The sequence below is a fragment of the Mesonia sp. K4-1 genome, from assembly GCF_008017825.1.
Taxonomy (GTDB): Bacteria; Bacteroidota; Bacteroidia; order Flavobacteriales; family Flavobacteriaceae; genus Mesonia.
In genome coordinates this window covers 1-22028 of the sequence record NZ_VRLS01000052.1, presented here as the reverse complement: position 1 = coordinate 22028, position 22028 = coordinate 1, and the positions used below count along the sequence as shown (strand labels likewise).

The following is a 22028-nucleotide window of genomic DNA, read 5'->3' as shown; positions in this document are numbered from 1 at the left end:
AAAGATTATATGAAGCGCTATAAACAACTTATATACATAACACCGTTATTCGTCTTTTTATCTTTTACTAATGTAGCATCTGCTCAACAAATAATAGGATTTATGGATGACGTAGATGATGAGACACCAGCAGCCCCAATAGATTTACTTATTTATACAGGCTTAGCTGCGGGTGCTGCTTTAGGAGTCAAACGATTAAAAAAATAATGAAAAAAAGGTGCTATTTAAATAGCACCTTTTTTTTTACTATAATCCTAAGAATCTTACGTTTAATCGAAAATACTAAATAAGCATTTAGCAAGAAGTTCTAGCGCTATAAATTTGTGCTATACATCAACGATTTAAGTTATGCTAAAACATTACATTCTCAAACTTCTTTTAGTCTTATTAAGCACATTTTATTCTATAACGTCTTCTGCTCAATGTGCAGATGCTAATACAGATCCTTCACCAGGTAGCTTTGTACAAGATCAATGGACAGCTTATGTCTACCAGTTCAATACTTACAATGCAACTAATTTTGATTATTCTAATTACAGAGGCTATTATATCGATTCTGGATATGGAATTAATAACCTAAATATAGATTCAGATACCTATTGGGCAACCAATTCTAATCCTAAAAATCCTACGAACACTAGTTATGAAGGCTGTAGCGTAACCGACAATAACCATTTAGTTTCGTACAAACGAAAGGGATTTCCTACTGGAAATTATGTTATCAACCTAGCAGGACAAAATGGAGAAAGTGGACATGATGATTCTGCTAAATTAATTATCGACGGAACAGAGGTTTGGAGTCATAATAGTTGTTGTGACACGCATTACGGAGTTTGGTCTGGAACGCTAGACAACACAACAGAAATTGAATTTGTATGGGCTGAAAATGCTGGAAATTCATATGGAAGACTTCAAATCGTTGAAGATACCACAGTTCCAGATCCAGAAACTTTCGGAAATAATGAGTGGGTTGTAGCTGTTTTTGACGGAAATAATTTTCAAGAATATGCTGGTACTTACACACATACTGGTTTAGATTTTAACACTTCTACCTTATGGGGAACATCCAGCAATCCTTCGAATGCTCCTGGTTATGTTGGAACATCTGTTCAAAACGAAAATCACTCTTATATTTATAGACGAGAAGGCTTTCCTTGCGGATACTATCAACTTGATATTCCGAGACATGACGATGACGTTGTATTAACGATTGACGGTGTAGATGTTTATCAACTCAATGATTGGGACAGCAACGTGGCTACACCTAATGTATGGGAAGGGTTTTTAGGCACAAACTCTCAAATTGAATTTAGCATAAGAGAGTTTTCTGGAGCATCTATTGGAGCCTTAGCCTTCAATTATTTATTCGGTCCCGATAATGACCCTAATGAATTTGTGTGGACAGGTTCGGTAGACACTAATCCTGTACTATCAGGAAACTGGTGTAGCGGATTGCCTAGTGCGAACGGAACCTCAGATATTTTAGTTCCCGCTAATGTTCCCAACTACCCTAGCCTTCCTTTAACAGCTTCTATCCATGAGCTAACTATTAAGGAAGGAGCTCAAGTAGACCTAACTTCTAATAACACGCTTAGCCTTACAGGAGATTTAAATAACTATGGAAATATTCCCGCTGGAGCAACTAACCTAGAGTTTGCTGGAGCAACACAACAAACCATAAACGGAAATTCTTTTGAAACAGAAAATCTGACTATTGATCAAGGAAGCGATCTTGTAATTAACTTAGCCACCGATGAAATGTTAAGAATTAATACTATACTTTTAGTTGAAAATGGTATCCTAGAAACTAATGATCAATTAACATTAGCCTGCAGATTTGATGACCTTACTCAAAGAGTAGCACAAATTGACGATCTTAGCAATGGGAGTATTACAGGGGAGGTTATAACAGAACAATGTATTCCTGCCACTAGAGCTTTTCGCTTTCTAACTTCTACTGTAACTAGCACAAATACGATTCGAGAGGATTGGCAAGAAGACCCCCTTAACTATACTCATAACCCTAACCCTGGATACGGAACTCACATTACCGGAGTAAATGGTGCTGCTGATGGGACTAATGGTTTTGACTATACACCTTCAGGTAATCCAAGCATGTATATTTTCAATAATATTACTTCTAAATGGGAGAAAATGCCTAACACCGATAACACCTCTTTAATAGCAGGAGTGCCTTATCGTCTTATGGTAAGAGGAAATCGTTCGACCGATATTACTTCTAACCTTAGCCTTCCATCGAATACTATTTTACGTGCTCAAGGGAACATTACCAGTGGTACAGTTACGATGAACAATTTTAACAATGTGTCTGGGAGTGCTAATTTCTTCGGAAATCCTTATCCCGCGGCTATTGATATGAGTTTAGTATTAAAAAACAATATTAACACCACCAATTTTCAATCAGACTATTACATTTGGGACCCAACTATTGGTGGAGCTAACGGACGTGGAGCATATGTTACGATAGATATGGATGATAATTCTGCTACAGCAGGATCAGATGCTAATCAATTTCTACAACCAGGACAAGCAGCATTCTTATTAACAGGATTAGCGAATACACCCCCTCAATTAAACATAGAAGAAAGCTTTAAAAATGTAAATGCAAATCAAACCACTGTATTTAGACCTCAAGCTGCTTTACCTTCTATGGAATTGACTTTATTTCCAACCCAAGCATATATAAACCAAGAAACGGCATCAGACGGATTAAAAATAAAATTTGATAGCAACTATCAAAATAATGCTAGCGCAGAAGATGCACCTAAATTTTTCAATCTAGATGAAACTTTTGCAAGCAAAGCTGGTAGTGATTATTTAGCTATTAACCGTCGTGATTTCCCATTAGATCAAGAGAGTATTCCATTATATTTAGCAGGACACGTTTCTACTCAATACACTTTAAAAATACAAACCAATCAATTACCATCCTATGATATTTATCTCGTAGATCATTATTTACTAAGTGAAACTAAAATAACTTCTAGTACTTTTATTCATCAGTTTAATGTTGATACAGAAATAGATGAAAGTATCAATTCTGAGCGATTTGAATTGAAATTTGTGACCAATAATTTAACAAGCCAACAACTGGAATTGAAGAAACTACAAGTATATCCTAATCCGATTACTGAAGGTTTAATAAACATAGAAATCCCAACAAATTTCTCTAGTGATTTAGAATTCATTATTTACAATATCGCCGGACAAGCTGTTTATGCTAACCAAAAAACAATAGACTCAAATAGAAAGGTAAGATTATCAAACCTTCAATTAAGCACAGGGATTTATATATTAGAAGTAATTGATTCTAAAAGTGAGAAAAAACTTAGTCAGAAATTAATTATTCAATAATCGAAATCTGCTATATTCAAAGTGTTTTCACCTACTTAAACATAGTTCCTACAACTCATATAAAAAACCATTATTACCAAAACCCTAAGCTTAGAAAAATACTAGCCTTAGGGTTTTTTCATTTCACGTCTTAAGCAATGGTCATTTAGCCGAAAAACATACACCTTAATCGAATAATTAAGAGAAGCTTATTTGATTTAAAGTATTGCTTTTAAATTTGTTAGAGATTATTATTAGAAAGTAAAATTTACAATTTATGAAAAATAGAAAATCTTTTTTAATCGCTTTCGCCATAGTAGGTCTAAGTTTATTTCCTACGACAGTTCAAGCTCAACTTCCAGGTTTTATGGATGATGTAGATGATGAAACTGCAATTGCACCAGCTGCACCTATAGATGGATTTATAAGTCTTGCTATCCTTATGGGTGGAATTATAGGATACAGAAAATTAAAGGACGATAAGAATCAACATTAACTAATCTACTTTATTATGAAAAAAAATTACTTTCATTTCATTTCCATGATAATATGTATGATTTTCTGCAGTTTTACCAGTTTATCATTAGCACAAAATGGTCCAGGAGGAGTAGGCTCAGATACCGATAATCCTTTTTGGTTTATCGCCAACACCTTAAGTTCTACAACCGCTAATAACACTACGGTTTCTGTGTTTCCTAACGTAGGTGGTAATACCTTAAATGCTACCCAGAGCATTTCTAATCGTCGTCCTACCTTTCTAACTAATCAATTAAATGGTTTTCCAGTATTGAGTTTTGATGGGAATGACTACTTAGAAATTGCTGATAATAATGTCATCAATCAAGGAGGTCCATATTCTGACAGAACTCTTGTCATGGCTGTTCGCACTGGCGCTAATGTAACAAATCGTCAAGTTATCTATGAGGAAGGGGGTTCCATACGTGGATTAAATATCTATATCGACGGAGGGTCCCTTTATGTAGGGGCTTATAATTTGAACGATGATGATTCAGATACAGCATGGGGATTTACTTCTGCTAGTACTACGATCACAGCGAATACGAATTATATCATATCTTTTAAATTCTCTGGAAACTCTAGTAATACTGGTGTTATCGAAACCTACCTTAATGGAATATCATTTGGAAACCTAACAGGAATAGGTCGACTTTTTAATCATAACGAAGCTATTTTAGGAGCTCAGGTAAATGATACTTATTATCATACTGGATCTGTTAGTGGAGATGGCTCTTATTTTACTGGCCGAATTGCAGAGTTTATTTTTTATAGTAAATCACTAAATAATCCAGAGCTTTATAGTGTAGAAAATTATTTATCTTCTAAATACAATATTAGTTTAGGAGCAAATGATGTTTACCCATATGATGCTCCTGCTGAAAATGATTTTGATTTTCATTTTATTGGGATAGGGAAGCAAAATGCAACCCAACAGCATATAACTTCTTCTGAGGGAACTGGAATTCTGAGAGTTGCTCAAAACACTTCTCTTTCTAATAATGAATTTTTAGCTATTGCTGCAGACGAATTTAACTATACTGCTTTAGAAACTCCTTCTTACGGTTGTTCTAACTCTAACAAATCAATGTATAGACTTACCAGTAATTGGCGTGCAACAAAATTTGGAGCATTCAGTACCGTAGACTTTTCATTACTCATCGATGATTTTAATGAGAATGTAGGAGACAATTCTGAAGTTGTGATGTTTGTAAGCAATAATATTTCATTTACCGGTGCTACCGAAATTAACGCTACTTCTATCAGTGGTGGAATTGCTACATTCAGTAATGTAAGTATCGCCAATGGTGACTTTTTAAGTTTCGGAATTGCGCAATCTAACCCTAATACTGTGTTACCTGGAGGAGTTTCTACTTCATTAAACACCCGTTTCTGGTATCAAGCAGAAGATCTAAACTTAGCTTCTAACGATAAAGTAAGCTCTTGGATAAATCAAGGACAAAACGGTTTAGCGATTGAACAAACTACAGGAAATAGGCAACCCCTCTTTTTAGAAAATCAAATGAATGGCTTCCCGGCCGTACAATTTGACGGTAATAATGATCAACTTATCATTCCGAATAATGCAGAGTTAAATACTTCTGAACCTTATTCTAATCGTACGTTTAGTATGGTTTTTAATTCTGGCTCAAACATTACAAATACTCAAATGCTTTATGAAGAAGGAGGAAACACAAGAAATCTTCAGTTTTTCATAAAAGATGGAGAATTACATTTTGGGGGGTTTAACAACGCCAATGACGGAGCAGGGTCTCCTTGGACTTATACATCCTATAGTACTCCTATCGTGAGTAATACCAATTATGTATTAAGTTATGTATATGATGGAAATTCTTCCACAACAGGAAGTATTCGATGCTATTTAAATGGGGTGTTAGCAGGTACCATATCTAATATTGGATTTTTATATGCCCATACGGGAGATATTACTTTAGGAGGACATACCGATAACATTACAGTAGATGGAAGTAATAGCACAGGAGACTATTTTGAAGGTAGTATTGCTGAGTTTTTAATTCACGACCTCTCACTAAACACAGTACAAGTTAGAGTCTTACATAATTATTACGCGTCTAAGTACAATTTAAATTTAAGCAACAACGACCTTTTTGCTTTCGACAGTGCTGTTGGAGGTGATTTTGATCATAATTTAGTAGGTATTTACAGAACTACCGCAGAGAATAAAAATGTTTCTCAAATAGGAACAGGAATTATCAATATTACCAATCCTTCATCATTAGATACCAATGAGCACTTATTAATTGCTGCTAATCGACAAGGTAGCCCTATATTAGACGCTGCTGATATCGACTGTTCCACGACAGGTATTGATAACCAAAAATTAGCAACAATCTGGCGAGTAGACGAAGGAGGAGATGTAGGAACTGTAGATTTAGACTTTTTAATAGATCAAATTAGCCTTAGTTCAGCTTACTATAATTCTATTGAATTGATAATTGCTGATAATCCAAGTTTTACCACTCCTACGGTAGTATCTGGTACTATCAACTGTAGTAATATGAGTTTTTCAGGGATAAATTTAGACGATGGAGATTATTTTACTTTACGTTACAAGGATGTGCAACCTATAACTTGGGATGGAACTAATTACGCAAATGGATCTGGTATTGACGGGGCTCCAAATAACAATGATCAAGGAAGAAAACTTGTGGTTCTTAATGCTGGAGCAGCTATTACAGAAAATGCTTCGGTGGGATGTATTCATATTGCTTCTGGTGCAGGTGCTAGTTTTGATGCAGGGATTGAATTTTCCATACAAGGTGATATTTATAACTTAGGAAGTATTGATGGCTCAGAAGCGAGCTTTAGGTTGAATGGTAATACTACACAGACTTTTTCTAACAATGGTTTTTCCATGGGAGAATTTGAACTTAACAATCCTTCAGGAGTAACTATTGCTTTAGCTACAGATGAATTTCTATTTATCGATGAGGTGTTGCGCATTAACCAAGGAATCTTAACCACTGGCGGTCAGGTTTATTTAAGATGCGATTTCACTAACGGGCCTGCTCAAATTGACCGTGTGCAAGGAACAATTTCAGGAGATATCACTACAGAACAGTGTTTTCCTGCTAAAAGAGCCTTTAGATTAATTACCTCTTCAGTAGATTCGGGAGAGAGTATTCATGCCAACTGGCAAGAAGCTGCTACTTCTTATACCAATAATCCTAATTCTGGTTACGGTACACATATCACTGGTGTAGATACGAGTTCTGATCAAACCAATGGCTTTGATTACACTCCTTCTGGAAACCCTTCTATGTACACTTATGATAATGGTTTATCTCAATGGCAAAAAATTAATAATACTGATAACACCAATTTAGTGGCAGGAGTACCTTACCGATTGCTTGTTCGAGGAGATCGCTCTATTGACGTAACTTCTAACAGTGCCTTTCCAACAAATACTAGATTAAGAAATAAAGGAAATGTGCTATCTGGAGATGTTATTCAAACTAACTTTAACTCAACCGATGGAGCTGCTAACTTTTTTGGAAATCCTTACCATGCGGCAGTAGATATGGATTTGATTATGACAAATGCAGCAACCAACAATGTTGCTCCGAACTTCTATTATGTATACGATCCCGACTTAGGAGGTTCTCCTACTCCAGGTACTCCTGGAGGTCGCGGTGGGTACGTCACGATAGATTTGTCTGATGGCTCTAATAATAATGCAAGTTCAGATGCAAATCAGTATCTACAGCCTATGCAAGCAGCATTCTTTCTTACTGGAAATGCAGGAACAACACCTTCCTTAGCTTTTACGGAAGCTAATAAGGCTGTCGATGTAGCATCTAATCAAGTATTTAGACCTACACTCGCGATGGGTAAAGAAATTAATATACAGTTATTTACTCAAGAAGCTTTTACCAATAACAAAACATCTTCTGATGGATTGAGAATCAAGTTTTCTGCTCAAGCTAACAATGCTATTGACGCCCAGGATGCTCCTAAGTTCTTTAATCTAGATGAAAATTTGGCACGTATTGATCAAGGAAATTATATAACTATAGAAAACAGAGCACTGCCTTATGAGGGAGAAGTATTGCCGTTGTTTACGTATCAATACCGCTACCAAGATTATGTTTTACAGGTAGATTTAACTGATGCTTTTAATTATGAGGTATATCTAGAAGACGCCTATTTACAAACTTCTACTTTACTCTCTACAGGAACACAATACGTTAACTTCCAAGTTGATGCTTCTATTCCTGCAAGTATAGCCACCGATAGATTTAGTTTGAGTTTTGGCAAATCTTTAAATATCAATTCAAATACAGCTCAAGGAATTCAAGTATACCCTAATCCGGTAACGGGGAACCAAGTATACCTTCAACTCCCTCAACATCATGGAAATCGTATAGAGCTTAAAGTTTATAATGTCTTAGGTCAGCAGATATTCGAAAAAATAGTATCTCCTAACGCAGAGAAAACGCTTCAAATCAATTCAATTCCATTTTCAGCTAGCGGAATGTACTTTTTGAAAATGATTGATCTTGAAAATAATCATACCTATGAAATAAAACTTATCAAGTCTTAATTCTATAGAAGAATATTTAACCAAAAAAGCTGAACTATGATATCATAGTTCAGCTTTTTCATTTTAAGTCGTGCAGTCTTGGTTTTATCTAGTAAGACAAACTATAAGAATGTTTAATAAGGAATATGGAATATCAGCCAGTTTTCAATGTACAGTAAAGTAATGTAGTTTTTACTATGATCAAAGAAAAAAATCTATCAAGGTTACAGAAAGGTTCTGGTTTAAGGTTTAGTAAATAACATCCTAATACCAATCAGCATGGTATTTTTCTTTTCCAAGATAAATATAGACACCAATGCCCACAAATAAATTTGCTCCGTTTTCGGAATTCCCTTGGATATCTAATACCTCACCATTATACCCATACCATTGCCCTATTTGATAGGAATAAGTAAGATCTCCTCCTAGCGCTAAATGAGGTGAAATATTAAAAAGCAAACTTCCTCCTAATAGTAAATTACCCATACGATCATAATTGGAAACATTATTGGGAGAAGCGAGTGATATCCCCGGCCCTGCATGTACTTGAAAGTTGACATATTCTTTGATATAATATGGGAAATTGAAAATATGATTAAGACTAGCCACCCCTTCCAAAGAAAATCGATGAAAACTTAAACCTGCGGTTTGATTTCCATAAGATTGATAAGTATAAGTTCCCGATAAACCGAATTTTTGATTGAGCATATACCTACCTCCTACTTGAAAATTATTAAAGGAAATATATTCAGACCTAGAAATACTTTGGGTGGGAGAAATAGGGATTGAGGCTCCATATTTTACATCTAAAGAAAGCTGATTGTATTGTTGTTGTGCTTGAAGAAACACACCAAATCCGAGGAAAATAATCAATAAGAATAAACGCATATTTGCAAATTTTTCAAATATACTCTTTAAACTTAATATCTTTTATATTAAATCTTTCTTAAGAAAACCATGTTATAGGTACTTGGAATTCAATAAAAATGACTATTTTACTACCTGAAGCTATTTTTTCTGTTAAAGTTGCTATAAAATGAAAGCTAATTATTTAAAATTGTGTGAAATTTAAACAGCTAACTATTTAACAATTAAAATTGTATTTCTTTTTTTAGATTAAAAACTGTTATATATTTGTCAGCAAAACGAAATGTAAAATCATTACATTAATCATTATGAAAAAAATTACTTTTTTATTATCGTGTATCTTGGCATCGTCTATGATCCAAGCACAAGAAACTGAATATAATCACTGGTCTATCGAAGCTGGGGTTAATATGAGTGAGCCAGGAACAGGCTACAGTGAGGATGGCGCTACAGCCTTGTACAATTCTTCTTTAACCGGTTCTATAGGTGGAGAATTGGGGGTACGCTATATGATCAACGAGAAATTTGGATTCAAATTAGGAGGTATGTATTCTCAAATTACGGAAGGAGACAACAGTCTTCCATTTGAAACTACTTACTATAGAGCAAACTTAGAAGGAGTCGTAAATGTAGGATCTATTTTAGGTTTTAGAGAATGGACTCAACGTTTCAACCTTTTAGGACACGCTGGAGCAGGTGTAGCTAATATCAAATTAGGAGAAGATGTTACTTTTGCAGATGAAGATGATTTTAGCGCTATGTTGATGGTAGGAATAACTCCACAGATCAGAATTTCAGATCATATTGCATTTTATGCAGATATGACCCTTTCTGGTAACTTATCTCAAACGTATACTTGGGATGGAAACCGTGCAGATAATGGGGATCGATACTTTGATGGTAACATCGCAACTTTTTCTGCAGGGATTCAGATCTACTTAGGTAAAAAAGAAAAGCATGCTGATTGGGTAGATATGACAACAAGAAAAGAATTAACTCAAGAAATTGATTCTTTATCAAACCGTATCGCTGAAATTGAAACCAACATGATCGATAGTGATCAAGATGGAGTACCTAATTATTTAGATCGTGAACCAAACACTATGAACGGTGTAGCTACAGATACTAAAGGTGTTGCTGTAGATAAAAACAATAATGGAGTTCCTGATGAAATTGAAGGTTCTTTAGACAAGCGTTATGCTAAAGCAAACTCTACAAACGGAGCTGCGAACGCCGGACTTAATGTAAAAACTTTAATTAACGAAGGTTATGTAAATGTTTACTTTGAGTTCAATAGCACGAAACCAGAAACCTATTCTTATGAAGCTATCAATTACTTAGTGAAGTATATGAATAACAATCCTTCAGCTCAAGCTGAATTGATTGGGTATGCAGATGAGATTGGAAATGCTACTTACAACATGCAACTTTCAGAGAAGCGTGCTAAAAAAGTACACGATATCTTAGTAGCCTCAGGAGTTTCAGAAGATCGTTTAGAACATAGAGGAGAAGGAATTGACGACTCTGTGGATAAATCCTCTAAAGAAGCTCGTCAGTTAGTAAGAAGAGTAACTTTTAGATTGAAATAATTCCCCCAATCACTTATATCATTGAAAAAGGCTATCCAAATGGATAGCCTTTTTTGTTTTCAGTAAAATGAGATTGAATTTGGCAAGTATTAAAAGTACAAATTACTCATGAAAAACCAAAATGAAGCCCTCTTCATGAATAAAAATTATTTCCTTTTCTAATCGTATGTAAAGAACTATAATTTTAGGAAATTGTTTGCTGTTTTCATCTAGCTATACTAAAAAATAGATAGGTTCTAATAAAACCTAAATTAGCTTACTCTAATTTTATAGGCTCACCTATATTAGTATATTTAGTTTTCATCTTTTAGAAACGCCACAATACGCGCACAAGCTTTCCCATCTCCATAAGGGTTATGCTTTCCACTCATTTCTTTATATCGCTCTTTATTTTCTAATAGAGAAAGGGTCTCCTCTACAATCTTAGCCGTTTCTGTACCTACTAAAATCACGGTTCCAGCTTCTACTGCTTCTGGGCGCTCTGTATTATTTCTCATCACCAAAACTGGTTTCCCTAAACTTGGGGCTTCTTCCTGCACTCCCCCACTGTCTGTGATAATTAATTTTGACTGGTTCATTAACCAGACAAAAGCGGGATAGCCTAAAGGATCAATTAAATGAATGTTGGGGACCGCTCCTAAAATTTCATTTACGGGTCCTTTGACTTTGGGGTTTAAATGTACAGGATATACAATTTGAACTTCAGGCTTTTTATTAGCGATTTCCTTTAAAGCCGAGCAAATATTTACAAAACCTTGACCGTGATTTTCTCTACGATGTCCAGTGACGAGAATAAGATCTTTCTGGCTAGAAACTATAGATTTTAAGTGAGTAATCTCCTCATTCTCTAAATATTTTACACGTTCAGAGCTTTCCAACAAGGCGTCAATCACCGTATTACCCGTAATGCTTATTTTTGATTCTTTAATATTTTCTAAGAGCAGATTCTCTTTAGACTGCTGAGTAGGCGCAAAATGATAATCTGTTACCCTTCCCGTAATTTGTCGATTCATCTCTTCTGGAAAAGGAGAGTTTTTATTCCACGTTCTTAATCCTGCCTCTATATGACATACTTTAGCTCCGCTATAGAAACTAGCAATAGCTGTAGCCATAGTGGTAGTCGTATCTCCGTGAACAAAAACATAGTGAGGTTGATATTCTTCTAACACAGTTTTTAATTCCGTGATAATATCAGCCGTTAATTGGTGTAGATTTTGATTCGGTTTCATCAAGTCCAAATCATAATCGGGTACAATTTCAAAAAAGTCTAAAACTTGATCTAACATTTCTCGGTGTTGAGCCGTCACACAGACCTTAGTTTCAAAGTCTTGATGATTTTTTTGTAGTTCTTTGACTAAAGGCGCCATCTTTATGGCTTCAGGACGTGTTCCAAATACTAATAAATTCTTCTTTTTCATGAGATGATTTTAAAAATTTAAAGGTACTTATTTAAAATTAACCTATCAACAAAAGTATAATCTAGAAACCGCCTCCTTAAATACTAGATTTGAGTTTACAATAGCTTTTGTATTTGATTTTCTAGAGCACAAAAAATCCGATAAGAATGATTGCTTTACCTACGAACCTACTATGGTTTTCCAAAGAATTTGAATGTCTAAACCAAAGGAATAATTTTCGATGTACTCCTTATTTAACTTTATCTTTTCAGGCCAAATCACTTCTCTGTTATAAGTTACAGGATCCTTTTGTTGAGCCAGTAATTCCTCCTCTTGCTTAAAATTTAAAGTGGCTAAACCCGTAATTCCAGGTAACAAGGATAAAATTTCTCGGTCTTGACCCTGAAGCTGATCTGCAAATCCTGCTACATCGGGTCTCGGTCCCACCAGGCTCATTTCACCCTTTAACACATTCCAAAGCTGAGGAAGCTCATCAATTTTAAATTTCCGTAACCACTTTCCAATACTCGTAATGCGAGGGTCATTCTTTGTCGTGACCGAGTTGATAGGTCCGCTGACCTCTCTCATGGTCTTAAGTTTGTAGATTTTAAAAGGAAGCCCATGCCTGCCTATACGATAAGGAGCATAAATACCTGAAGTGCGGCTACTGATAACAATAGCTAAAAAACTTATAAAAATTAAAGGGAATGTGAGGACCAATCCCACGAAAGAAAATATAATATCAAAACCTCTTTTATTAAGCTTTTCCTTTTTAGTTAACACTTTCTTTTCCTTTTATAGCTGTTCAAAATTACGCAATTAAATTAAAGTTGAAATGAGCTATTAGGTTTAATTCCTTTATAGGAATTAGAAAACGTGAACCTCTTATAAAAAGCAGTCTCCTTATATGCATGTAGTACTTCTTTTTTTCATTAGTATTGATCAGCACTCAAATTCCAAAATAATTTTTTTAGGCTAACTTGGTAATAAATAACTTACGGAGCGTATCTAATTCTTTTTTGTATTTCAAATCTGTTCTTGAAGCAAAGTATAAGGTATTCTCCGTTTTTACTCTTCCTTCCCATAATAAATCAATCTCTTGTCCCTTCAACTCCTTTTTGCATAAAAAATCGGGTACTACGGCTAGGCCTCTGTTATGAGATAAACACCTGATGATAGAGGTGATACTGGGAAGAATATAATTAGGCTTAAAGGAGGGTTTCTGTTTAAAATTTTCAAACCAAAAACGTCTAAAATGCTCCATTTCGTTAGAAGAACTATACCATACGTGTTGCAGTAACTCTTTTTCTAATGCCTTAAAGTCTTGAGATTCTAGATGCTTTTTTATTCGTGTTGTATCGGTCTGATTTCCCGCTATCAATACGATTCTTTCTTTAGAAAAGGGTATATATTCTACCAATGATTTTTTATCCTTTTGTTGATGTGGGGTAATGACTAAATCTAAAATCCCTTGATTTAAGTCATGAATTAAATCGGTATGCGCCCCAAACCGAGCTAACAGATCAAAGTTTAGATGGGGAATTTCGGGTTCTATCACGAGCTGAAACATTTCAGAACACATTCCTATATGAAGTGAGGGGTTTTGTTCTTGTGTAGTTTTTTTAAAATGCTGTTCAACCTTTTCTAATTGACTTAATGCATCGGCGATAGAAACATAAAGTAATTTTCCATCTTCAGTAGGAACCATTTTTCTTGAGGTACGTTCAAATAATTTTTTACCTACGTAAGCTTCCAAAGCATTTAAGTGCACACTTACCCCAGGCTGAGAAGCAAATAAGGCCGTCGATGCCTTTGTCAAAGTCCCCTTCTCAAAAATTTCTTTAAAAGTTCTATACCACTCTAAATTCACCATTTCTATTAAAATTATAATACAAAGATATGATTTGTATTATTTTTACAATACATAAATTCATGATAGTTTTGCATTTCTAAATCTATAAACTATGAAAAATATTTTTATAATCAATGGAAGCCATCCTTTCGCACATTCAGGAGGGAAATTTAATGAATCCCTTTTTCTTCAAACTCAAGCCCAATTAAAAGCATCAGGAAGTTTTCTAATAAAAACTACCCAAGTGGGAGAACCTTATCATATAAAAGAGGAAGTGGAAAAATTTGTTTGGGCAGATTTGATCATTTACCACACCCCTATTTGGTGGTTTCAGCTTCCTTTTGGATTTAAAAAATACTTAGATGAGGTATTTACGGAAGGACACCAAAACGGAATTTATAAAAGTGATGGAAGAAGTAGAACTAACCCTCATCTCAATTATGGCACTGGAGGAATGATGCAGGGTAAAAAATATATACTCACCACCAGTTGGAATGCACCTCAAACAGCTTTTTCTTTAGCTGATGAATTTTTTGAACAACATTCAGTGGATGAAGGAGTAATGTTTGGCTTTCATAAGATGAATGCTTTTACTGGAATGCAATTCTTAGCCAGCCATCATTTTTATGATATGGAAAAAAACGCCGATGTTCCTTTAGAGTTAAAAAACTATAAAAACTTTTTAGCAAAAGTTACCGAAAAGGGTTTTTAATAACTTTAGCTTTCAAGGACTAGAGTAATTCTACAACCCGATGATTTTCAATAAAGCAAAGTTTGTTTCTATTGCAAGGAGTTCTTGTAGGGTAAACAAAAAAAACGGATCAAACACATTCATTTGATCCGTTTTTATAAATTGAGTATCCATTTATTTAAACTCCACAATATCTGCCGTTACATAGCATTTTGTTGTAGAAATAATTCCCAAAAAGCTCGAATATTTAAAATTGACCGTCGTGTTGGCTAAAGTCTGAGCATCTTGTAAGGTATGGTTTTCGAGCATGTTCTGCTTTGCTTCATCTACAATTGCTTCTCTATTCATTTCACCAATACCAAGCACATAAGTTGCCTGAGATTTACCTTGAAGATCTCTTTTTACGTAACTATAGTTATTTGAACTTAAGGAAGCTGAATTATTCATATAGCCCGTAAGACCTGCTGCGCAACTTGAAAATAAAACGCTAATACACATCATTAAGGAAATTCGTAATAGTAATTTTTTCATGAAATTAGATTTAGTGATTAATTGACTTTATTTGTTTTTATAAAGCCAAAGTAATGGAGATGCAATTGAATTGCCTTACGGTTTTCCGTACTCTCATTAAATCTTTCAAAAGAATTATCGAATTATCTTTGTACAAATAGGGATTGATTTCTATATATCTAACAGTTTCGCTTATAGGTTAAGATTTATACTAACAAGCTTTTCAGTACGTGGCCTAAAGCAATCTTAATCCCTACAACAAGATACCTATAGGCAAATCTATTATGAGTTACATTCCTATGTCTTAAAAATCCCATAAGAATTCCTCCTAATTAGCTAACCATTTCAGATGGTGTGAAAAGGTTACTTTTTCAATATTTTGGAAATAAATATATGTTTTTCTGTAGATAATTTCATGAGATATATTCCACTGCTTAAATGGGACATATCTGCTTTTAAATCTTTTCCTTGTGTATGGTTGGTCGTTAGCATTAATTTTCCGTTAAGGTCATAGAGTTCTAGCAAAATATGGTGATAGGTAGAATTTAAGCTTATAATCAGTTTATCCATCACTGGGTTAGGGTAAATTTCTATTTGCTCTAATAAGGCATCTTTATTTTCTAGGTGAGCAATCGATATTGTTTTAGTCATTGTATCCCATTTGCCACATTTATATACCGTTAAAGATACATTATAATCCCCGACAGCTCCATACGAATGAATTGGGTGTAGGTCTGTAGAAGTATTTCCATCCCCAAAATCCCACAGTAAACTGTCAAAATCATCACTCGTATTGGTAAATGTTATTTGATTCCCATTTACCACCTCCGAATAATCTGCCTTTGCAGGGTTCACCGTAAAATCCCAAGTCGGCATTTGATCGAAAACTATATTTTTAGTAGCCATTTTAATCCTATCGGCATCCAGAGTAGACAAACTAGAGTTCCAATTAATTCCTAGAGGATCTTTTTTATAAATCATCGTATAAAACACACAAGCTGCGGCATAAGAACCCTCAAGGGAAGGGTGTGAACCATCACCAGCATACAAATCTATAGTGGGATAGTGTTTTCTAATATACCTCCAGACGGCTCCTACAGGAGCCACCTCAGCTTCATTGGCGGCCGCCATAAAATTGTAGGTATTTTTAATAGCATCATCCATCCCTTCATAAGTACATACCCAAGGAGCATTGCCACAATTGCTACTATCTCCATTTTCTCTTCCCCAAGTCATATAGAACATGGGTTGAGTGCATTCATTATTTGCTCTAATGGCATTGCTTAAAGTAGCCGCATAGGGATAGAGTTCGGTTTGCATTTGCGCATTAGACCAAGAAGTCTCCTGACTTTGGGCTTGTAAGACCACATAATCCCAAGCCTGCGCATTAATTTTATTTAAGGTGGTTGTATGGGTGGCGTGATTCATCAATCGATAGCCTCCAGGCGTATTCGAGTCATATACCAAGACATCCCCCATATCTATAGCAATATTTTGAACAAGTAAGGTTAAATTGTTGACCCCGGTATAACTATTCCCTATAAAGAGTACCTTTTTAGTAGCTTGCCCTTGAGCGGTAAAAACAGATAAGAAAATGAGTAAAGAGGTAACAAAAGCATATTTCATTTTAGTTGTATTTATAAACACCTATAGGCATGGTTAATTATAGTGGAGGAACGTTAAAGAAGTAAATTTAGTAAAAATAGTTTTTATATATCTATTGCATTGATTTAGGTCTTCCCTAGTCTTTTAATGTAATCTTCCTTTAGGTAATTCTCTTATTAAAGTAAAACTTTACCTAATCTTCTAAAATATCTCAAAAACATTCATCCTATAGAGTAGTTCACTTTCATATATTGCTAGATAATAAACTAAAGCCGGTTATTTAATCTTTTTCACTCATTATACGTACCACTCGGTTATACATGATTTCTGATAAATTCCATTGGTAACCCTCAAAATCGACTGTATTGGTCAACTGAATTACTACTGCGTCCTTAGCTTTATGATATTTAGCTATCGTTTGGTATCCTGGGATCAACCCCGTATGTTCATATTTATAAATCGAGGAATATATATCCTGTTCTTTTTTATTCTTAAACACCGTCCCCTCATTAAGTGCTCGTATAAATTTACCTAGATCTTCTGCTGTGGCTAACATAAGGCCATGGTCCTCTGTTTTCAAGTCCTTTTTATAACCCACATAATAACCACTCATAACTTCTTCCATAGGAACATCTTTAATAGAACCATAGGTATGATGAAGCTCTAAAGGTTCTAATATATTTTTTTTAATGTAATGAAATTTATCTTGTCCCGTTACTTTTTCAATAAGATGAGAAAGCAACAAATAATTGGTATTGCTATACTCATAAGCCGTATCGGGTTTAAAATGGGCAGGTAAATCTAGCACCAAATGGAGTTTTTCCTCATCGGTTTGTTTAGGGTACGCCCAATAGTTTTGAATTCGGGTATAATCAGGAATTCCGCTTCTATGTTGAAGCATCATTTTGAGCGTGATTTTATCGGCATTCTCGATTCGCCCTTTTAATTCTGGAAAATAATCAGCAAGGCTTTCGTCTAAAATTACATGCCCGCTGTTCACTAATTTTGCCATAGCAACAGCGGTATAGAGTTTACCTACACTCGCAATTTTAAATAATGAATGCGGATCGGTAGGTGTTTTGGTTTCTCTGTTCTTATAACCCGAGGTATAAAATTTGGGAGGTTTGCCCTTTTCATCAATATAGACTATTATACCATCAAACCCATAATCTGCGGCCTTATCGACTTGTTCTTGAATGGTACTTGGAGTTGGAGTGACCCAAGCTATTACCAAAGGCCATGGAACAAAGAACAAGGAAGCTATGCTACCTAGAATAAATAGAAAACGTAATATTTTTTTTGTCATAGTATTTATAAACGAGAGAATAAGCCTAACTTTGGTACTATAGGTTATCTATTTTGTCCATGGTTCTTTATCAGCCAGGTCTGTTATTTCTTTACCATCATATACACTTATACCTTTCCAGGTACTCAACCAAATCTGTCCCTTACGATCTTCAAAAATATGTTGAATAGTATTGGTTGCCAGTCCGTCTTGGACAGTAAATTGAGTGAAATTCTTGCCATCATAGCGATAAACCCCATGGTTTTCAGCAGAAAACCACACATTACCTTTTTTATCTTCCATAAAATTATAGGCTTCTAATCCCTCAATTCTATTATCCCTGGAATAGTTGTAAAAAGTATTGCCATCATATTTACTTACTCCTCCGTTAAAAGTCCCTATCCATATATTTCCTTTGGTATCTTCAAAAATATCAAATGTCTGATTATCCGTTAAGCCATTACTTTCTGTCCATTGTTTAAAATGAGCATCTTTATAAGTGTAAATTCCATTTCCATCCACCACAAACCACATCGTTCCGTTTCTATCTTGCAAAATCTTAAAAGCCAATTGATCGCTCAACATAGGCTCAGGTTTTTTTACTGTAGATTTAGGAAGTTCAAACAGAGTAAAATTCTTACCATCAAACTGATAAACACCTTCAGTTGTCCCCAGCCACAGAAGTCCTTTTTCATCAATAGTCAAGCCCCAAACTTCATTATTAGGTAATCCTTCATTTGCGGAATAAACCTTAAAATTCTCTCCGTCAAATTTTATAAGACCACTAGAAGTACCCAACCAAATATTGCCCATTTTATCTTCAACTATACCTCTTACAGCCCCAACATCTTTATTGAAATCTTCACTGATGTCAAATTGCTGGAGGGAGTTATTGTCGTATCGAATGACTCCGTTCCCATTGGTACCCAACCAAAAGTTCCCTTGACTATCTTGATACATTTTTCTTACAAACTCAGTTACCCTTCCATTTAAATCTGCGTGCTTTCTATCGGAAGCTATATCCTCTTGATAAATTAATGGAATTTGACCTTGCTTGGAAATATGCGGCGGCTCCGGAGTGCTTTTTTGAGGGGTTTGACTATTACATCCTCCTAAAAGAATTGTCCCCACGAAGTAAGCTAGAAATAAAATTGCTTTTGCTTTATACATAACTTCTGTGATTTATTTAAGATTGTCGTTAAGGGTTTTGGGGTGAAATGAGGAGACAAAAGGAGCCAATTCGAACCCAAAGTTTCTGTTTTTTTACTCTAAATTGCAATTTCCACTTGCCCATTTTACGGTAGATTCTATCCCTTTTTCTCATATTATAAGCAACTATATTATTTTATATAGAGGGTTCAGAAGCATGAGTGATAGCCCTTGTTAAAGATACATTTAATTTTTCTATATATTCCTTTTTCTCAAGCAGGTGGTCGATATGTGCTTCAAATGTCTTGGTATTATTTAAATTCGGAAAGGATAATTTTTTCTTTGCTATTGAATTTGAAATCAAAATATTGAAGTAATTATAATATAGTATGATTTTTTGCAAGTTATCTGTTTTACGGATTTCGAAACCTATTTTTTTAGCGGTTCTTTTATTGATGATGTAGCTTGTCCCCCGAATTATTAGTTTTTTATCAGTCTTATAGTTTGCCATAAGGCGTAACAATCCTTCTACGTACTGTTGGAGTATAAAATTTCTTCTCTCTTTTGCCTTCATGTTTTTATCGAGGACATAATAGTAATCAAATAAAGTCCCTCCGTGAATTTTAAGGGTTCCGTCTTTGGGTTTTTCACTTACAAAGAGAGATGAATAGTAAATTATTCTTCCACTTTTTTTCAAAGATGGCATATCAAAAAAAGGTGCTATTATAGATAAGCCTATGGCAAAGGTTAATATCCCTATCAGATAGATCTCAGCATAAATAGAAATAATTATAGAAGCTGTAATTAATAGCATAAAACCCAAGGCGATTCCCCCTAAAATCCTATTTTGCTCTTTTCTACTTTTGTTGTAAAATCTATGCTTCAATTTTTCCAAACCTGTTTTTTAACAACTTTAGGCAATCATTTTAGGCCATGGGTAATTAATATTCTTAGTTGTCATCTATTCTTGTAATGAATCATTCTAATTGGTCAACACCAATTTTATAGATATTCCCAAAACCGTTTTGTGGACGATGAGCAAATGCTTTTAATGCCTCGATACTTTCTAATTTTTTAGGCCCTAATGTTCTTCTTTCACTGGTAAAATATAAATTACCAGACTTCCAATCTACAAACGGACAATAATCCAATTTATCAGAATTGATGATCGCTCCTAAGTTTTTAGATGCCGACCATTTCCCTAAACTATCTTTTCTACTTATATACAAATCTCCACTCCCAAACCCATCTGATCTTCCAAATGAACTAAAAATGATCAGGTTTTCATCCGGACTTACATAAGCGTTAAATTCATAAGATGCAGTGTTGATTTCTTTAGGCAATGCTTTAGGAGTTTGAAATTTACCGGCTATCCACTCAGATTTAAAAATGTCTTCTTTTCCCATTCCGTTATCTTTTGTCGCGGTAAAAAATAGATTCCCCGCATCGCTTAAAGACGGAAAAAACTCATCCCCTCTAGTATTAATAATTGAATCTAAGGCGACGGGCTCAGACCATCCCGTTTGGGTACGATCACTATACCAAATATTGTAATCCTTTCTAGAGGCATCCCCATAAATAAGTCTGTTAGACGCAAAATACAATCTATTACCCTGCTTCGTATAAAAAGGTTCTATATCTTGATACTCGCCCGATATGTTTAAAATTTGTGGACTTGTCCACTTTCCTTGAACTCGCTTTAGATATACAAGATTTCTTTTCTCTTGTTTGTAATCGCCCAGGGTATAGATCACCTCATCACTTTGAGGCGATACGGCAAAATCTCTTTCGTATAATGAGGTTGATATTATATTTTCACCTAACAATGTTAGACCTTCTGCTGTGGTTTTAATGTCTATTAGACCATCGTGAGATGATCGTGTGTGGGTCTGACAGTTCAGCAACAATAATAATACTAAAAGCAGGCTTGTGTATTTTATTTTATTCAATTCTTCAGGTATATTTTTTTCAAAAACCTAATAAAGTATTTGGATATGTTTAATACCTTAATAAAACCATCACAAATTTCCCTCTTTAGTTATTTAAAACACCACAAAAATCTAAAACGACTTGGTTTTCATTTAAGCTTACCTCTTTAAACTCTTGATGTGCAACTAAGAAAGCAACAATATCAGCTTTTTCTAGAGCTTCTTGATAAGAGGTGATTTTAAATACCTGATGGATTTCAATATTAGGTTCTACAATATAATAATTTTCATCTTGTGCGTCTTGTAATACTTTTTGCACGATGTATTTGGCTGGAGATTCCCTTAAATCATCAATATTAGGTTTAAAAGCTAAGCCCATCAAAGCGATGGAGGGTTTTCTCCCATGCTTAAGCTGGAAGTCATGCTTCGCTGTTTTGATTTGCTCGGCACACCAAAAGCTTTTATAGTTATTGATTTCTCTCGCTTTTCCAATAATCTGCGACTCCATTGGAAACTCTGAAGTGATAAAGTAAGGATCTACAGCAATGCAATGGCCGCCTACCCCACATCCTGGTTGTAAGATATTTACTCGAGGGTGTTTATTTGCTAAATGAATTAGCTCCCATACATTGATATCCGCTTTAGCGCAAATTAATGACAACTCATTCGCAAAAGCAATTTGTACATCCCGACTTGAATTTTCGGTCAGTTTACACATTTC

17 protein-coding genes are annotated in these 22028 nt (G+C 34.8%); 6 read left to right on the top strand and 11 right to left on the bottom strand.

What is annotated here, in order from left to right:
- Positions 1-9: 9 nt before the first annotated feature.
- The 4 genes from FT986_RS08240 to FT986_RS08225 all read left to right on the top strand — a co-directional run bounded on the left by FT986_RS08240 (position 10) and on the right by FT986_RS08225 (position 8455).
- Entirely contained in the window at positions 10-207 is a 198-nt protein-coding gene (locus FT986_RS08240) for a hypothetical protein (RefSeq protein ID WP_147864668.1), read from the top strand.
- Between the two features lie 141 nt (positions 208-348).
- Complete coding sequence (locus tag FT986_RS08235) at positions 349-3375, top strand: T9SS type A sorting domain-containing protein (RefSeq protein ID WP_147864667.1); 3027 nt, start codon at positions 349-351, stop codon at positions 3373-3375.
- Positions 3376-3631: 256 nt separating this feature from the next.
- Positions 3632-3850, top strand: coding sequence for a hypothetical protein (locus FT986_RS08230; RefSeq protein ID WP_147864666.1), 219 nt, complete (start codon positions 3632-3634; stop codon positions 3848-3850).
- A 15-nt stretch (positions 3851-3865) separates the two neighbouring features.
- Positions 3866-8455, top strand: coding sequence for a T9SS type A sorting domain-containing protein (locus FT986_RS08225; RefSeq protein WP_147864665.1), 4590 nt, complete (start codon positions 3866-3868; stop codon positions 8453-8455).
- A 243-nt stretch (positions 8456-8698) separates the two neighbouring features.
- On the opposite strand, the gene FT986_RS08220 is transcribed toward FT986_RS08225, so the two are convergent.
- Positions 8699-9322, bottom strand: a complete 624-nt coding sequence (locus tag FT986_RS08220; RefSeq protein ID WP_147864664.1) for a hypothetical protein — start codon at positions 9320-9322, stop codon at positions 8699-8701.
- 287 nt (positions 9323-9609) lie between these two features.
- Between FT986_RS08220 and FT986_RS08215 the strand changes: the two genes are divergently transcribed.
- Complete coding sequence (locus tag FT986_RS08215; protein ID WP_147864663.1) at positions 9610-10890, top strand: OmpA family protein; 1281 nt, start codon at positions 9610-9612, stop codon at positions 10888-10890.
- Between the two features lie 293 nt (positions 10891-11183).
- On the opposite strand, the gene wecB is transcribed toward FT986_RS08215, so the two are convergent.
- The 3 genes from wecB to FT986_RS08200 all read right to left on the bottom strand — a co-directional run bounded on the left by wecB (position 11184) and on the right by FT986_RS08200 (position 14160).
- On the bottom strand, positions 11184-12308 hold the full coding sequence (gene wecB / locus FT986_RS08210) for a non-hydrolyzing UDP-N-acetylglucosamine 2-epimerase (protein WP_147864662.1): 1125 nt from the start codon (positions 12306-12308) through the stop codon (positions 11184-11186).
- A gap of 159 nt (positions 12309-12467) precedes the next feature.
- Positions 12468-13070 carry a sugar transferase gene (locus FT986_RS08205; RefSeq protein ID WP_147864661.1) on the bottom strand — a complete coding sequence of 201 codons (603 nt, stop codon included), beginning with the start codon at positions 13068-13070 and terminating at the stop codon, positions 12468-12470.
- A gap of 187 nt (positions 13071-13257) precedes the next feature.
- Positions 13258-14160 carry a LysR family transcriptional regulator gene (locus FT986_RS08200; protein ID WP_147864660.1) on the bottom strand — a complete coding sequence of 301 codons (903 nt, stop codon included), beginning with the start codon at positions 14158-14160 and terminating at the stop codon, positions 13258-13260.
- A 91-nt stretch (positions 14161-14251) separates the two neighbouring features.
- Here FT986_RS08200 and FT986_RS08195 point away from each other — a divergent pair, with 91 nt between their 5' ends.
- Positions 14252-14851, top strand: a complete 600-nt coding sequence (locus FT986_RS08195; protein WP_147864659.1) for an NAD(P)H-dependent oxidoreductase — start codon at positions 14252-14254, stop codon at positions 14849-14851.
- A 153-nt stretch (positions 14852-15004) separates the two neighbouring features.
- Here FT986_RS08195 and FT986_RS08190 read toward each other — a convergent pair whose 3' ends face one another.
- The 7 genes from FT986_RS08190 to FT986_RS08160 all read right to left on the bottom strand — a co-directional run.
- Positions 15005-15361 (bottom strand): DUF6567 family protein, encoded by a 357-nt coding sequence (locus FT986_RS08190; protein WP_147864658.1) that lies wholly within the window; start codon positions 15359-15361, stop codon positions 15005-15007.
- Positions 15362-15703: 342 nt separating this feature from the next.
- Positions 15704-16966 (bottom strand): T9SS type A sorting domain-containing protein, encoded by a 1263-nt coding sequence (locus FT986_RS08185; protein ID WP_147864657.1) that lies wholly within the window; start codon positions 16964-16966, stop codon positions 15704-15706.
- A gap of 259 nt (positions 16967-17225) precedes the next feature.
- Complete coding sequence (locus FT986_RS08180; protein WP_147864656.1) at positions 17226-18251, bottom strand: serine hydrolase; 1026 nt, start codon at positions 18249-18251, stop codon at positions 17226-17228.
- A gap of 48 nt (positions 18252-18299) precedes the next feature.
- Positions 18300-19400, bottom strand: coding sequence for a two-component regulator propeller domain-containing protein (locus FT986_RS08175; protein WP_147864655.1), 1101 nt, complete (start codon positions 19398-19400; stop codon positions 18300-18302).
- Positions 19401-19575: 175 nt separating this feature from the next.
- Entirely contained in the window at positions 19576-20274 is a 699-nt protein-coding gene (locus FT986_RS08170) for a hypothetical protein (RefSeq protein ID WP_255505938.1), read from the bottom strand.
- Positions 20275-20356: 82 nt separating this feature from the next.
- Complete coding sequence (locus FT986_RS08165) at positions 20357-21328, bottom strand: exo-alpha-sialidase (RefSeq protein WP_255505937.1); 972 nt, start codon at positions 21326-21328, stop codon at positions 20357-20359.
- A gap of 85 nt (positions 21329-21413) precedes the next feature.
- The coding region (locus FT986_RS08160; RefSeq protein ID WP_305054933.1) for a UDP binding domain-containing protein at positions 21414-22028 on the bottom strand (615 nt) is incomplete at its 5' end.

Excerpts from the sequence above, each read along its gene's own strand:
- FT986_RS08240 (WP_147864668.1), top strand. The coding sequence starts at position 10 with ATGAAGCGCTATAAACAACTTATATACATAACACCGTTATTCGTCTTT.
- FT986_RS08235 (WP_147864667.1), top strand. The coding sequence starts at position 349 with ATGCTAAAACATTACATTCTCAAACTTCTTTTAGTCTTATTAAGCACA.
- FT986_RS08230 (WP_147864666.1), top strand. The coding sequence starts at position 3,632 with ATGAAAAATAGAAAATCTTTTTTAATCGCTTTCGCCATAGTAGGTCTA.
- FT986_RS08225 (WP_147864665.1), top strand. The coding sequence starts at position 3,866 with ATGAAAAAAAATTACTTTCATTTCATTTCCATGATAATATGTATGATT.
- FT986_RS08220 (WP_147864664.1), bottom strand. The coding sequence starts at position 9,322 with ATGCGTTTATTCTTATTGATTATTTTCCTCGGATTTGGTGTGTTTCTT.
- FT986_RS08215 (WP_147864663.1), top strand. The coding sequence starts at position 9,610 with ATGAAAAAAATTACTTTTTTATTATCGTGTATCTTGGCATCGTCTATG.
- wecB (WP_147864662.1), bottom strand. The coding sequence starts at position 12,308 with ATGAAAAAGAAGAATTTATTAGTATTTGGAACACGTCCTGAAGCCATA.
- FT986_RS08200 (WP_147864660.1), bottom strand. The coding sequence starts at position 14,160 with ATGGTGAATTTAGAGTGGTATAGAACTTTTAAAGAAATTTTTGAGAAG.
- FT986_RS08195 (WP_147864659.1), top strand. The coding sequence starts at position 14,252 with ATGAAAAATATTTTTATAATCAATGGAAGCCATCCTTTCGCACATTCA.
- FT986_RS08190 (WP_147864658.1), bottom strand. The coding sequence starts at position 15,361 with ATGAAAAAATTACTATTACGAATTTCCTTAATGATGTGTATTAGCGTT.
- FT986_RS08185 (WP_147864657.1), bottom strand. The coding sequence starts at position 16,966 with ATGAAATATGCTTTTGTTACCTCTTTACTCATTTTCTTATCTGTTTTT.
- FT986_RS08180 (WP_147864656.1), bottom strand. The coding sequence starts at position 18,251 with ATGACAAAAAAAATATTACGTTTTCTATTTATTCTAGGTAGCATAGCT.
- FT986_RS08175 (WP_147864655.1), bottom strand. The coding sequence starts at position 19,400 with ATGTATAAAGCAAAAGCAATTTTATTTCTAGCTTACTTCGTGGGGACA.